We start from the raw sequence: 14,403 nt of genomic DNA, 5'->3' as shown, positions 1-14,403 counted from the left end.
CCCCCCGCTCGGAAGGCATGGATATACGCACCAATTGGCTCAAATTCACGCAAAAGCGGCCAAATGGCGTGGAAATACTCTGTTTCTGGGTCGGCGTGCGGGTCATGCGCGGCGCCTCGCGCGCATCTGCCGGCGGCGGGCCATCATGTCGCTGCGCGCGGCGGCGCGGTCGTTGGCGGGCGGGTGCGCGCCAGCCTCGGCGGGCGGTGCGGCCTCGCTGCTGATGCGTTCGGCCAGCCCGCCCAGCGTCGGGAAGCGGAAGATGTCGGTGATGCTCAGCCGGGGCAGCTTGAGCGCGTCGCGGATTTCGCGGTGGGCCTGCACCGCCAGGAGAGAGTGACCGCCCAGCTCGAAGAAGTTGTCTTTGCTGCCGATCTCCTGCACCCCGAGGATGCGCTGCCAGATCTCTGCGATCTGCCGTTCGGTGCCGCTTGCGGGCGGCGCAACGCTGCGCAGCTCCGGCGCCGGTGTCGCCACGCGTTTGGCCGTTTGCGCGCCGGGGGCCGGCAGCGCATTGCGGTCGACCTTCTTGTTGGGCGTGAGCGGGAAGGCGTCGAGCGTGACAAAGGCGTGCGGGACCATGTAGTCCGGCAGCGCCTCGGCCAGCGCCGCGCGCAGTGCCGCCTCGTCCGCGGAGCCGGTGAGATACCCAACGAGCCGCGTGTCGCCGGGCGTGTCCTCGCGGGCGGTGACGACGGCCTGGGTCACGCCCGGGGCGGCCTCCATCCGGGCCTCGATCTCGCCCAGCTCGATGCGGTATCCGCGCAGCTTGAGCTGGAAGTCGGCGCGTCCGATGAATTCGAGATGACCGTCTCCGCGCCAGCGCACGAGATCGCCTGTCCGGTACATGCGTCCGCTGCCGTGGAACGGGTCGGGCAGGAACCGCTCGGCGGTCAGTTCGGGCCGCTCGAAGTACCCGCGCGCCACGCCGTCGCCGGCGATGTAGAGCTCGCCCGGGGTGCCGACGGGGACCGGCTGTTGCGCTTCGTCAAGCACGTACATGCGCTGGTTCACGAGCGGTGTGCCGATGTTGGTGATGGCTTCTTCGCCCGTTGCGGGTGCCGTAGACGACCAGATCGTCGTCTCCGTCGGGCCGTACATGTTTGTCACGGCTGCGCCGCTTGCGCGCACGAGATCCTGTACCAGCCCGCCGGGCAGCGCCTCGCCGCCAATCATCAGGTGCTCGACGCCGCCGAGGGCAAAGCGCGCCTCGTCGTCGGCGACCAGCATCCGCGCCATGGAGGGCGTGCATTGCAGGTGGGTGACTTTGTGGCGCAAGAGCTGCGCGGCGATGGAAAAGTCGTCGTCCGGGATGCGGCTCGCCTTGTTGGCGGTTGCGACAACCTCGGCCAATGGGCGGAGACCGTCCAGCACTTGCGGCACGGCGATGCCGTAGTCGATGAGGCAGGCGACCTCGTCCACGCCGATGCGCTTGAGCTGTTCGACGCGCGCGGCGCAGTCATCCACGGTGCCAAAGAGGCCGCTGTCCTCGAAATACCGGGTGAAGGCAAAGTCGAGAATGCCTTCCATGTCCTCGTCCGAGACCGAGCCGAGGTCGATGTCCATCGGGTTCGACGCGTTCTCCGGGCGTTTGAAGGCGGGGAAGGCCCAGGCGTAGGCTTTGATGAGGGCGGCGGCGGAGCGCAGGTAGTCCTTCATCGGCTCGCGGGCGATCTCGCGCGCCTCCTCACGGGAGCTGGCCACATAGGTGTGCAGCATCAGCGTGACCTTGTGGTCCGCCGGATCATGGCCGTTCTCGCGCAGCGCCTCGTGGTAGATCTTGATCTTGTCCGCGACCTCATCGACCGACTGGCCGAGGAGGTGCGTCAGCACGTTGGCGCCGATCTCTCCGGCGTCTTTCCAGGTCTGTGGATTGCCCGCGGTGGTGACCCAGATGGGCAGCTTTTGCGATACGGGGCGCGGTTGCGTGACCACCGGATGCAGGGTGCCGTCCGCCTTGGGGAAGGGCACTTCCTCCCCCGCCCAGAGCTTGCGCAGGGTGTGGATGCTGTCCAGCATCGCGGGCTTGTTCGCGGGCGGCGTGTTTTCGGGGCGCAGGACAAAATCGTCCGGCTGCCACCCCGAGGCGATGGCCAGGCCCACGCGCCCGTTCGTGAGGTTGTCGATGACCGCCCATTCCTCGGCGATGCGGGCCGGGTGGTGGAGCGGTGCGACGCAAGAGCCTGCGCGGATGGCGAGGTTTTTGGTGACGGCGGCGACGGCTGCGCCGGTCACCGATGGGTTCGGGTAGGGTCCGCCAAAGGCGTGGAAGTGCCGCTCGGGTGTCCAGACGGCGACAAAGCCGTTTTGGTCGGCAAACTTGGCGCCTTCGAGGAGCAGCTCGTATTTGGCCGGTCCAACGCCGTCGTCGTTGCCCCAGTAAAAGATGGAAAAGTCCATGCCGCGCCCGGTGGTGCCGAGCCTGCCGGAGGAGAGCATCGCGGCGTTGTCGCCGCCCGCCAGCACGACTTTGAAGCCGCGCGCGAGGGTGTAAAACAGCTCCAAAACTGAGATGTCGAAGCTGAGCGACGTGACCGCCAGCCAGGTGCCCGCCGGATCGTGCGCCAGCCGGTCGTCCATCCCGGCGAAGAAGTTTGCGACGTTTCGGTGTTCGAGCATCACCCCCTTGGGGCGCCCGGTCGAGCCGGAGGTGTAGATCATGTAGGCCAGCGCGTCCGGCGTGACCGCGATGTCGGGGGGCGTATCAGGCGCGGACGCAAGGCGCGGGTCGGTGTCGAGCGCCAGCACTTCGGCGGAGTGGGACGGCAGGCCGGCCGCACGGTCCGAGGTCGTGACAATGATTGGCGCTTTGCAGTCCTCGATGTAGAGCGCGATGCGGTCCGCGGGATAATCCGGGTCGAGCGGCACGTAGGCGCCGCCGGCCTTGAGGATCGCGAGCGCGGCGATGACGAGGTGCGGCGTGCGGGCGGTGTGCAGCCCGACAAGCGTGTCCGGTCCCACGCCCATCTCAACCAGCACATGCGCGGCGCGGTTGGCGCGGGCGTCGAGGTCGCGGTAGGTGATCTCGGTCGCGCCGGATACCAGCGCGACGGCGTCCGGCGACCTGGCGACTTGCGCGGAGACGAGGTCGTGCAGGCAGGCGGGCGTGACGTCGCGGGCGGTGGCATTCCAGGTGGCAAGGACCTCGCGCCGTTCGGCCTCGGGCAGGGTCTCGCCGGTCTCGAACCGTGCGACGAGGCGGCGGGCATCGGCCTCGGAGAGGCGACCGGTGTCGTAATGTGCCTCGCCCCTGTGCAGGCAGAGCGTCAGCGCGGTGCCGTCGATCATCCCGCCGGCATCGGCGAGGCCGAGGGCGGGGGTGTCGGTCGTCGCGCCGGGCACCCTGAGCGGCAGGTCGGTGGCGAAGGGCGTCGCGTCGTTTGGGATTTCTACGGTGACGGGTACCCACGCGCTTGCATGGCCGGGTTGGTTCAGGGCCACGGTCCCTGCGCGGGCGAGGGCGATGGTTGTACCGCCCTCTAGGAGCGCGCGGGCCTTGGGAAGTGCGGTCTCGATCGACGCATTGGCCAGCGGTATGGTCGCGGTCGTTCCCGACGGCGCTCCGGTGTCGAAGGGCAGGCGTGCGGCGGGCGCCTTGAGTGCCTCGCTCCACGCAAAATCCATTGGCGCCATCGCGGCGTAGGCGGCTTCGAGCGCGTTTCTGTCCTCGGCGGATGGCAGGGGCAGGACGGTGCCGACGGTGAGATGCCCCCACGTTGCGGGGGTGCCGTCCATTTGCACGGCCGCGTCGATCTCGAGCGCGCCGGTGCCGCAGGCGATGCGAGGCGGGTTGGTGGCCAGCACCGTGCCGGGCAGAGCATCCGCCGGGACCGCGCGCGCGCCGCTCAGGCTCACGAGGCCGGTGCCGGTATCGAGCTTGGCGGTGCTGAGCGGGTTGCGGTACGTGCCGTGATCGAGCGCCCGGACGTGCCGCGCGAGCACATGCGCGTCGAGGCGCAGGTCCAGAAGGCCGCCAAGCTCGGGCCACATGTCGCGGGTGTAGAGCGTGCGCTGGGCAAAGTCTTGCGGTGTGCCGGACGTCTCCCCGCTTTCGATTGCGGAGATCACGCGGGGGAAGCTGCGCAGGGCCGCCTCGTAACATTTGGTGTTGAGCGTCAGGGCCGTGTCGCTGGCGGAGATGTCGAACATCTCCTGCACGAGGATGTTGCCCGCATCGACGCCGGGCGTGATGTGGTGCCAGGTGATGCCGTGCGCGCCTTCGCCGTTCCAGAGCGCCCAGACGGGGGCGTTCAGGCCGGCGTAGCGCGGCAGGGGGCCGTCGTGGAAGTTGATTGCGCCGGTGGCCTTGGCGAGCACGGTGTCGGGCAGGAGCCGCAGGTTGGCTATGGAAAAGAGCCAGTCGACTTCGGGCAAGCGCGTGGCAAGATCGGGTCCCGGCGCCTCAACCGTGAGGCCCTGCGCGGTCGCCCAGCCGGCGACCTGGGAGGAGGCCGTGACGACGCAAGCGAGCGCGTGCCCGGCGCCAAGCCACTGGGTCGCGCATTGCACAAGCAGCGACTCGTCGCCGATCATGATGGAGGTCAGTCGAGACATTACACGTCTCCTTTACGCAAAGCGGGACCGGGCGCGCGGCGCGGCATGAGCGCGCGCAGATCGTGCGCCGCGAGGTCCCTCAGAAAGTGGGGTGGATCGGCGGCCGGGCGGCGCTGGATCACGCGGCGCGCGCGCCACAGGAGGCCGCCGAGCAGATGCGCCCCGGTCGCGAAAACGGCGTAAGCTGTCCCGTGGTTCTTGGTGAAATAGTGCCAGCGGCTCTCGAACCAGTAGCCGGGCGTGCGGCTCCAGCGCTTCATCCCGGTGGAGACCGAGCCGATGTGCGCGACTTCGCTCTCCCGGTTATAGAGCGTCGGCCAGCCTGCGCGGCGCGCGCGTAGGCAGAGGTCGGTTTCCTCGAAGTAGAGAAAGAACGTCTCGTCAAAAAGGCCGATCTGGTCGAGCACGCTTTGCCGCATCATCAGGCTGGCGCCGGCGAGCCAGTCGACCTCGCATGTGGTCTCGGGCAGGTCGAGCGGGACGCGCGCACCTTTGAGGAGGCGCGAGATAGGGCCGAACCGTGCGGCACCTTCGAGCTCTCCGGCGATGCTGGGAAAGCGGAAGGCGGTGATGTGCGGATCGCCCTCGGGGCCGTGGATGTAGCTGCCAGCAAAGCCGATCTCGGTGCGTGCTTCGAGCGTGTCGTAGAGGCGCGTGATCGCGCCGGGGCCGGGGAAGGCGTCGGAATTGAGGATGTAGACGTAGTCCGGTTTCTCGCCCGTGCTCAGTCCTGCGCGGATGCCGACATTGTTGCCGGCGCCGAAACCGCCATTGCGGGGCGAAGCGATGAGGCGCACGGGCCAGCCGCGCTCCGCGATATGCGCCTGCATCTTGTCGAACGAGCCGTCGCCGCTGTCGTTGTCGACGAGCACCAGCTCGCCGGGCAAGTTCGCCGTCTCCCGCAAGGCGGCCTCGACCGCGCGGAGCGTCATGTCTGGCGTGCGAAAGTTCAGCACCACCGTCAGGAGGGTCGCGGTGCGGGTCATTCGGCGGCCTTTCGGGCGTGCGCGTCCGCGAGCGCGGCGCCAGCGTCGTACTGCGCCTCTGCCTCGAGGATGGTCGCCTTCATCCGGGACGCGAGTACGCGCACGTTGGGCTCGAGCACCATGCTGTCGTGATCCCCCGGCACCTCGAAGACGTCGATGTCCGCGATGTGGCCGGACCAGTCGTTGTCGTGGAAGAGGTAGGCGCGTTCCTCGCTGACGATCTGCCCGCCGCTGACGGTCCAGTGCGGCACCAGCGCGGGGCGGAAGAGCACGAGCCGCCCATCCCAGGGCGTGACCTCGTAGGCGGTCACCGCGTCCATGAAAGCTGCCTCGATCGCGGAGTTGTGGAAGCTGTGCGCCTCTGCCGGGGCCTCCACCAGGCCAAGGCCGCGGCGCTTGGCGATCTCCCATTTGAGGCGGCGCAAAGGCCAGCCGAGGATGTGGCCGATCCCCTTGCGGCGGATATCCTGCGCCATCATCAGGGCGCGGTCGATCCGCTTGAGCGGGCGGCGCACGGGCAGGGGCGTGTCGAGCATGACGAGGAGGCTCACGGTTTCTCCCGCCGCTTCGAGCTGGCGTGTGATCTCGAGCGCGGTGATGCCGCCACCCGAAAAGCCGCCGACCATGTAGGGGCCGTGGGGCTGCACGCTGCGCATTTCGGCGATGTAGTCGCGCGCGGCGCTTTGCATGTCGCGGTGGGGCTCCTCGCCGCCATAGAGGCCGCGGGCCTGCAGGCCGTAGAAGGGTCGGTCGGCGCCGATGAGATGCGCGAGGTGGCGCAGGTTGAGCACGTTGCCGAACATGCCGGCCACGAGGAAGAACGGCGTGCGCGGGCCGCCTTCGCCCTCGTGCATCGGTACGAGGTGCGTGTACCGGCGCGCAGGCGCCACGGGCTGCTCGCCGGGCTCCGGGGAGCCCGTCTCGCTGTCGCCGGTGTAGCCGGTTTGCTCTGCGATCAGCGTGGCGCATGTGCGGATCGTAGGTGCCTCGAAGAGGACGGAGATCGGGAATTCGATCCGGTAGGCTTTCTTGACCATCGCAAAGAGCCGGACGGCGATCAGGGAGTGTCCGCCGAGGTCGAAGAAGCTGTCCTCGACGCCGACGTTCGAGACGCCCAGCAGCTCCTCCCAGAAGCCGACGAGGGTGCGTTCGATGTCGTTCTCGGGCGGGGCGTAATCGCTGTCGAGCTCGGGGCGCTCGAACTTTTGCGAGGTGTCTTGGCTGGCGGCGACGGTCGCGGCGGTCTGCGCCTTGAGCTCGGCCAGATCGAGGGACGAGACGATGACCTGTGGCAGGTCGGTGCCAAGCGCGCGGCGGAAGGCTTCGGCGCCCTCGGCCGGCAGGATGCCCTGGCTGAGCGTGTGGTGCAGTTGCTCTTCGGCGGGCGAGAGCGGCTGGGTGCCTGCATCGTCGAAGGTGACCTCGGAGGGCAGGAGCCGCCCGCCGCGTGCAAAGGCTGCCGCACTGTCGACACGTTTGATCGTGAAGCCGGTGACCTCGACGCAGATCGTGCCGTCGGGGGCTGCGAGCGTGACGTCGAACTGCGCGGTTTGCGCGTCGTTCGTGTTGCCCGGGCGGCTGCGCACATGGCTGACGATGTCGGCGGGCAGGGGGGCGTAGACACGGATCGACGGGTAGCTGACAGGCACCCAGAGGTGCCCCGCGGCGTAGCCGTCGATCAGCTCCATCGCCCAGCCGGTTGCGAGGTCGAGCAGGGCGGGGTGCAGTAGGAACCCATCCGCCAGATCGGCGCGTGCGGCACCCGGAAGGGCCAGTGTCGCGAGCCCTTCGCCATCTCCATACGCAGTTGATGTCAGGACCTTCCACCGAGGGCCGAAGGCGAGGTGCGCTTCTTGTGGGGAGGCTTGCGGGCCGTCTTGCCGGCGCGGGCAGCGCGCGGCGATGGCGTCCACGTCGAGCGGTTGCGGTTGCGCCAGGGGCGCCAGTGCCAGCACCGCTTGCGCGTGGGTCTGCCAGCCCTGCCGGCCATCGAGCGTCACACGGGACTGGACCTCGAACCCGTAGCCCTCATCGCGTCGTGTGAGGCGCACGCGCCCCTCCTGCGGGGTCTCGTCGGCGATGTAGAACGGGCGCATGAACGTCAGGTCTTGCAGCGCGAAGGGGCCGGCCTCACCCTGCGCCGCGAGCGCCTCGGCGGCGAGTTCGATGTAGCCGGTGCCGGACACCAGCGCCTCGCCCGTTTTGGTGCGGTGTTCGTCCACCCACCAGTCGCGGCGCGCGTCGTAGGTCATGGTAAAGACCCGGTTGCCCTGCGCGTCGAAGGTCGCGGCGTCGAGCATGGGGGCGTCCGTGGGTTCGGGCGGGACCTCTTCGTCCGCGCCGGTGCGCGTGGCGATGGCGTCAGCGGCCATTCCGACCTCGTTCCAGATGCCCCAGTTGATCGCGATCACGCGGGTCTGGTCCCCGGCACGGGCGTGGGCGTAGGCGTTGAGGTAGGCGTTGGCGGCGACGTAGTCGACCTGCCCGATGGGCGCGATCACCGTCGAGGTCGAGCTGAAGAGCACGAGCCAGTCGAGCGTGCCGTCCGGGAACGCCTCTTCGAGGACCTGGGTGCCGTGGATCTTGGGGGTGAAGACCGCCTCGATGCTGCCGGCGGATTTGGTCTGCAGCGGGCCGTCGTCGACCACCCCGGCGGAGTGGATCAGGCCAGTAATGGTGCCAAACTGCGCCTCGGCCTCGGAGCGGGCGCGGCGGAGGTCCTCGATGTTGGACACGTCCGCGGCCAGCGCGAGGACGGTGCCGCCCATCGCCTCGAGCCGTTCGATGGCGCGGATGCGGCGGGACGTGGCGTCGCGTGGGCCGTGCCCCTTGAGGTGCTGGGCCCAAGCCTCGCGCGGGGGCAGGGCGCTGCGCGACAGGAGGACGATGTTGGCGCCGTGGCGGGTGATGAGGTCTTCGGCGATGGTCAGGCCGATCCCGCCGAAGCCGCCGGTGATCATCACGGTCATGCCTTGCATGAAGGGCGGCGTGCCGGTCTCGAGGTCGGCAGGGCGCAGGTCCTGGACATATCGCCGGGTACCGCGCAGGAGCGCGGTGGTGTCCGACGGATCGGCGAGCAGCTCTTCGAGCAGGTGCAGCTCGAGCGTTTCCATCGCGGCGTCAAAGGCGGGCTGGCCGCGGCGCGTGCGGGGCTGGGGCGGCAGCACGATGTCGAGCGAGCCTGTCGTGACCCCCGCGCCCTCGCGCGGATAGACGCGGAGCGGGCCGGCGATGGTCGCCTTTTCGGGGTAGGGCAGCGCCTCGTCGCGCAGGCGCTGGGCGCCGGTCGTCACGCAGGTGATGTGGATGGGTTTCGGCAGGGCCTCATCTTCAATCGCCTGCGCGAGGAAGAGGAGCGCGTAGAACCCCTGTTCGAGGTTGCGGTGAAAGAAGCTGGAGCCGGGGCGGAAGCGCTCGTCCTGCGTCGTCAGCCAGAAATGCGCGATGCGTTCCGGGACGATGCCGCGCTGCACGAGGTCGCGGATCAAAAGGTCGTAGCCCTCGCGTCCGCGCTCGGGTGCGAGGGTGTAGGCGGTCTCTCCGAGCCGGGTGAACGTGTCGCCGGCGCGGACGGTCACCACCTTGTGGCCTGCGTCCGTCAGGCGGGTGGCGAGGCGCTGGGCAACGCCCGCCTCGTCGAGGAACATCAGCCAGGTGCGCGGCTCGCTTTCGGCAATGCCGGCCTCGATGTCGAATGGGCAGTCGGGAAGGGCCGGGCGCCAGACGGGTTTCACGCCCCAGTCAGTGACCTTGCCTGCGCGCATGAGCGGCTCGGGCAGGGCGGCTGTCTGGGTGCCGGGCTCGATAAAGTAGGACTGGCGCTGGAAGGCATAGGTCGGCAGCGGCACGCGGTTGCGCGGTGCGTCTCCCCAGATTTGCGTCCAGTCGAACGTCGCGCCGAGCGCCCAGAGGCGGCCAAGCACGGAGACGTGGTGGATGTCGTCGGGCGTGTCGTCCTGCGGGTGCCGGAGCGAGGAGAGGACCTGCTGGCCGGGGACATTGCCGTGCTGGCGCGTCAGGCTCGAGAGCGCCTTGCCCGGGCCGACCTCCAGGTAGATGCGGTTCGGCGCGGCGCTGAGCGTGGTGATGCCGTCGGCAAAGTGCACCGTGCCGCGCAGGTGCTGCACCCAGTAGTCGGGATCGGTTGCCTCGGCCTCGGTGATGAACGCTCCGGTGCGGTTGGACACGAACGGGATTTGCGGTGCGCTGAGCGTGATAGACTGAAGGTAGGCGCGGAACTCGGCGAGGATACCTTCGAGCATACGGCTGTGCGCGGCGATGTCGATGGCGACGCGCTGGCAGTCGATGTCCTTGGCCTTGAGCGTTGCCGCGAGGTCGTCGAGCGCGGCGTCCGGGCCCGACGCGACAGAGAGTTCGGGCGCGTTGACCGACGCCAGATCGAGCGTGTCGCCGAGGTAGGTTTGCAGCTCGGCGGCGGGCAGGTTCACCGACAGCATCCCGCCGGCGGGTACTGTGTCGAAAAGCGTGCCGCGCAGGTGCACGAGGCCGATGCAATCCTCGAACGACATCACGCCGGCCAGGCAGGCGGCGGTGTTCTCCCCCATCGAGTGGCCGATCAGGGCCGCAGGGGTCACGCCCCAGCTTATCCAGAGCTGCGCAAGCGCGTATTCGGTGATCATGATCAGCGGCAGCTGTGCGCTCGGTGTCTTGAGGCGTGCATCCGCCTCTGCCGTGGCTGCATCCCCCTCGGGCAGCCAGAGCGCGCGGATGTCGTAGTCGAGTTTCGGCTGGAGGATGTCGAGGCCGCGGTCCATCCAGTCGGCGAACACGGGCTCGGTCTCGTAGAGCCCGCGGGCCATGCCGGCGTATTGCGCGCCGCCGCCGGGGAACATGAAGACCAGCTCGGGGTCCTCGAGCGCGGTGTGGGTAAAGACGCGCTTGGCGTCGTTGGTTTCCAGAAGCCCAGCGGCTTCGACATGGGTTTCTGCCACCACAACGCGGCGCTTTTCAAAGGCACGCCGGCCTTCCTTGAGCGTCCAGGCAATGTCGGCGAGCGGGTCGTCTGTCGAGGTCAGGTGTGCGGCGAGGTTGGCGGAGCTGTCCTTGAGCGCCGACGCGTTGCGCGCCGAGAGGCAGAGCAGCTGGAAGGGCCAGTCACTTTCCCCGGAGGCGGCGCGCGCAGGCGCCTCTTCGAGGACGGCGTGGGCGTTGGTGCCGCCGACGCCGAGGGAGTTGACGCCCGCGCGGCGGGGGCCTGCGTGGGACGTCCAGGGCGTCAGCGTGTCATTCACCGAGAAGGGCGAGGTCTCGAAGTCGATCGACGGGTTGGGCGCCTCGTACCCAAGCGAAGGCGGCATCTCCCGGTTGTAGAGCCCCATCGAGGCTTTGATCAGCGAGGCCACGCCCGCCGCCGTGTCGAGGTGGCCGATGTTGGTTTTGACCGAGCCGATGCGGCAGAACTGCGCGTCGTCCGTGGTTTCGCGGAAGGCTTCGGTCAGGGCGGCGACCTCGATGGGATCGCCCAGGTAGGTGCCGGTGCCGTGGCACTCGACATAGTCGATGGTGTCGGCGGTCACGCCCGCGATGGCCTGTGCCTCGGCAATGGCGGCGGCTTGTCCGCCGACCGAAGGGGCGAGGTACCCGGCCTTGTCCGCGCCGTCGTTGTTGACCGCCGTGCCTTTGATGACCGCCCAGATGTGGTCGCGGTCGCGGATCGCGTCGTCGAGGCGCCTCAGCACAACCGTGCCCGCGCCCGAGCCGAACACCGTGCCTTGCGCGCGGTGGTCGAAGGCGTGGCACTCCCCGTCGGGCGAGAGGATCTCGTTTTCCTTGAAGAGATACCCCCGGCCTTGCGGCAGCTCGATGGTCACCCCGCCCGCGAGCGCCATGTCGCACTCGCCGTTCAGCAGTGCCTGACAGGCGTAATGCGCCGCCACCAGCGAGGTGGAACAAGCGGTCTGCACGTTGACCGAGGGACCCGTCACGTCGAGCACATGGCTCACCCGGGTTGACAGGAAGTCCTTGTCGTTGCCGGTATGGCGCAGCAGGAACATGCCCGTCGACTGCACCAGATCCGGGTTCGAGCAGAGGTTGAAGTAGAAGTAGCTGCCCATCCCGCAGCCGGCAAAGACGCCGATGGCGCCGTCGAACCCTTCGGGCGTGTGGCCCGCGTTCTCGAGCGCCTCCCAGGCGGTCTCGAGGAACTGCCGGTGCTGCGGGTCCATAATCGCGCTGTCCTTGGGCGAGAAGCCGAAGAACTCCCCGTCGAACAACTCGAAGCCCTCGAGATGCGCGCCTGCGCGGACGTAGTTCTTGTGGTGGATCAGGGCGGCGCTTTCGCCGACGGCGATCAGGTCCTCCTCGCTCAGCTTGTGGATCGAGGACCGCCCGGCGCGCAGGTTCTCCCAGTAGGCACCAATGTCCGGCGCACCCGGCAGGTGCGCGGCCATGCCGACGATGGCGATGTCGCCGGAAGTGTCGGGGCTTTGGGTCTGGTCGGTCATACGGATGTCCAGTGGCGCATAGACGGATCGGGGTAGTCTCGGAATGCGGAGAAAGTGGGGCGATTTTGCCGCGCGGGGCGCAAGCCGAGGCGTTTAACCGTGATTGTTGCGGCGAAAGTTTATACCGTTTCAACAGCAAACGCACTTGGGTTTGATTGTCGCGCGGGTGCTGACAATGCCAACCTGCTCAGGTCACCCCGACCAGCGTGAGAATCGCCGTCCAGTTGAGCCACAGTGCCCCCGCGCCGAGCCCTGCACCAAGGAGGCCAAAGGCCGCGTCATGCGCCGGGTCCCAGGCGCCGAGCGGGCGCACCAGCCAGACGATCATCGGATAGACGATCAGCATCGCGATGCCCTGCGCGATGAGCGCTCCGAGGAGGCCATAGACCTCGTACCCGATCACCAGACACGAGATCATCGCAATCGCCCGGCCAAGGTAGACCAGCGCGTAGCGTCTCGGCTCTCCGGCGGCGAGCGCGGCCTGGTCGTAGGTCACGAAGATCACCGTGGTGATGTTCATCACCGCCAGCAGCGCCACCACCGGCCCTGCCATCGCGTAGCGCGGGTCATAGAGGATATCGACCGCCCAGACGCCGAGGCAGGCAAAGGTGACCTGCATCCCCAAAAGCCCCGCCGTGATCAGCGAGCGGATTTTGCGCATCTTGAAAAAGTTCTCGCGCGAGGCGGCCGGCGGCGTCTCCCGGTAGACCGAGATAAAGAGGCGGTTCGCCACGAACCCGCCCATGATCATCGGGAAGGAGGCCAGAAAGTAGCCCATATTGTAGACGCCGAACGTCGCCAGCTCGAGCGCGCGGCCGAGCACGATCCGGTCGCCCTGCAGGTAGAAATACCCGCAGACCGTCGCCAGGAACATCCACTTGCCAAAGCCGATAAGCTCGCGCGCGGCGCCAGTCTCCCAGCAGAAACGGTCCCGCGGGCCTTGCAGGAAGATGTGAAAGAGCGCCGTCAGCAGCGCGGATGAGATGAGCGAGCCGGCGACAAGCGCCCAGACGCTCTGCAGCCACAGCGCCAGACCGACATTCACCGCAAGGCCGATCAGGTGCACCGACAGCTCGATCGCGGTGACGCGGCCCATCATCAGGTGGCGGTTCGCCGTCTCCCGTTTGATCGGCCACAGCCCCATGAACACCAGCGACAGCGCCGCGACGGGCAGGTAGGTGACGAGGTCCGGCTCCATGTAGAACCAGGCAAACGGGGTGGCGAGCGCGCATGCGGCCAGCCACAGGATGACACCGCGAATGACCTGGATGGTCCAGGCCGTGGCCAGGAAATCCGGGTCGTCGCCGCGCTTGCTCGACATCACAGCGGGCGTGATCCCGACGTCCGAGAACATCGTCAGGCCCATGAGGATGATCGTCACCAGCGCCATCATCCCGAAGGCTTCGGGAAAGAGGATGCGCGTCAGGATGAGGTTGCTGCCGAGCCGGATCGCCTGCGTGCCGACATAGCCGAAGGCGGTAAACCCGACGCTGCGAAAGATGCGCGCCCCGGTCGAGCTGCCGGTCATCAGGGCGGAGACCTTCATCGTCCGCGGCTCCATCCTGTGGCGCCCCTGCGCGTCAGCCGAACCGTCAGAGCGACGGCGGCGTAGACGGCAAAGCCGACAGGCGCGCGCAGCACGGCGCGGGTGAGGCCGGCCCTGGTGAACCCGGGTGTGTCGTCGTTGCGCATAAGCTCGGGAAACCGTGCCGCGACCTCGTCGACGCCCGCGTTCTGGCGGCGGCGCACGCGCACCAGCGCGGCAAACCCCTCGACCAGCGGCCAGCCGTAGCAATGCGGCACCATGTAGCGCTCGTGCGGGGCAAAGGACAGCCGCGCGAACGTGTCGTCCGAGATGATGTCCGGCCAGTCAGCCCACCGTGCGCGTCCCGCCGCGTTCATCGCAAAGAGCCCGCAGCCCGGCACGCCGTATGTCATGAACGGGACCTGCAGGTAGAATGCGCGATAGGCCCGGGTCGCCCAGCTTTGCGGGCGCGGGATCTCCACCTCCCCGCTGGCGTAGGCAGGTTCAGTCCGGTCAAGGCGTTCCGCGAGCGCCTCCAGAAGCGTGTCCGAGACAATCACGTCCGCGTCGAGGTAAATCCGCACATCTTGGCCGGCTGCATGATCCCCGGCGGTCAGGGCGGCGGTCTTGCTGCCCTTGGCCAGTGTCACGACCTTGAGCGCCCATCCGCGTGCGTCAAACTCCGGCGTCATGCCGCGCGCGACCGCTTCGGTGTCATCCGTGCAGCCGTTCGGAACCACGATGCACTCCACCCTTCGGGAGGTCTGCGAGGCCAGGACCGACCGCAGACACGCGCGCAGGAAGGCGCCCTCATTGTGCGCAGGCACAATGACGCTCACCCCAGGCTGCGATACTGGTGCCGGGTCCGGCATCG

The 14,403-nt window shown here is 68.3% G+C and carries 5 protein-coding genes; all 5 read right to left on the bottom strand.

Features of this window, described 5'->3' with window-relative positions; all coding sequences use genetic code 11:
* Positions 1 to 102: 102 nt before the first annotated feature.
* The 5 genes from ACU0B3_RS05935 to ACU0B3_RS05915 all read right to left on the bottom strand — a co-directional run bounded on the left by ACU0B3_RS05935 (position 103) and on the right by ACU0B3_RS05915 (position 14,401).
* Positions 103 to 4,554, bottom strand: a complete 4,452-nt coding sequence (locus ACU0B3_RS05935) for a MupA/Atu3671 family FMN-dependent luciferase-like monooxygenase (protein WP_446259907.1) — start codon at positions 4,552 to 4,554, stop codon at positions 103 to 105.
* On the bottom strand, positions 4,554 to 5,540 hold the full coding sequence (locus ACU0B3_RS05930; protein WP_446259906.1) for a glycosyltransferase family 2 protein: 987 nt from the start codon (positions 5,538 to 5,540) through the stop codon (positions 4,554 to 4,556). The genes ACU0B3_RS05935 and ACU0B3_RS05930 overlap by 1 nt, the downstream gene beginning before the upstream one ends.
* Positions 5,537 to 12,004, bottom strand: coding sequence for a type I polyketide synthase (locus ACU0B3_RS05925; RefSeq protein WP_446259905.1), 6,468 nt, complete (start codon positions 12,002 to 12,004; stop codon positions 5,537 to 5,539). Before ACU0B3_RS05925 ends, ACU0B3_RS05930 begins: the two co-directional genes overlap by 4 nt.
* A 187-nt stretch (positions 12,005 to 12,191) precedes the next feature.
* Positions 12,192 to 13,550 (bottom strand): oligosaccharide flippase family protein, encoded by a 1,359-nt coding sequence (locus tag ACU0B3_RS05920; RefSeq protein ID WP_446259904.1) that lies wholly within the window; start codon positions 13,548 to 13,550, stop codon positions 12,192 to 12,194.
* Positions 13,547 to 14,401, bottom strand: coding sequence for a glycosyltransferase family 2 protein (locus tag ACU0B3_RS05915; protein WP_446259903.1), 855 nt, complete (start codon positions 14,399 to 14,401; stop codon positions 13,547 to 13,549). Before ACU0B3_RS05915 ends, ACU0B3_RS05920 begins: the two co-directional genes overlap by 4 nt.
* Between the last annotated feature and the right edge of the window lie 2 nt (positions 14,402 to 14,403).

This window comes from Pseudaestuariivita sp. (assembly GCF_052825805.1).
The sequence above is the reverse complement of the archived record's forward strand: the minus strand, read 5'-3'. Positions and strand labels throughout refer to the sequence as shown.

Bases quoted from the DNA above. Each gene is read 5' to 3' on its own strand.
- ACU0B3_RS05935 (WP_446259907.1), bottom strand. From the start codon at position 4,554: ATGTCTCGACTGACCTCCATCATGATCGGCGACGAGTCGCTGCTTGTG.
- ACU0B3_RS05915 (WP_446259903.1), bottom strand. From the start codon at position 14,401: ATGCCGGACCCGGCACCAGTATCGCAGCCTGGGGTGAGCGTCATTGTG.
- ACU0B3_RS05930 (WP_446259906.1), bottom strand. From the start codon at position 5,540: ATGACCCGCACCGCGACCCTCCTGACGGTGGTGCTGAACTTTCGCACG.
- ACU0B3_RS05925 (WP_446259905.1), bottom strand. From the start codon at position 12,004: ATGACCGACCAGACCCAAAGCCCCGACACTTCCGGCGACATCGCCATC.
- ACU0B3_RS05920 (WP_446259904.1), bottom strand. From the start codon at position 13,550: ATGAAGGTCTCCGCCCTGATGACCGGCAGCTCGACCGGGGCGCGCATC.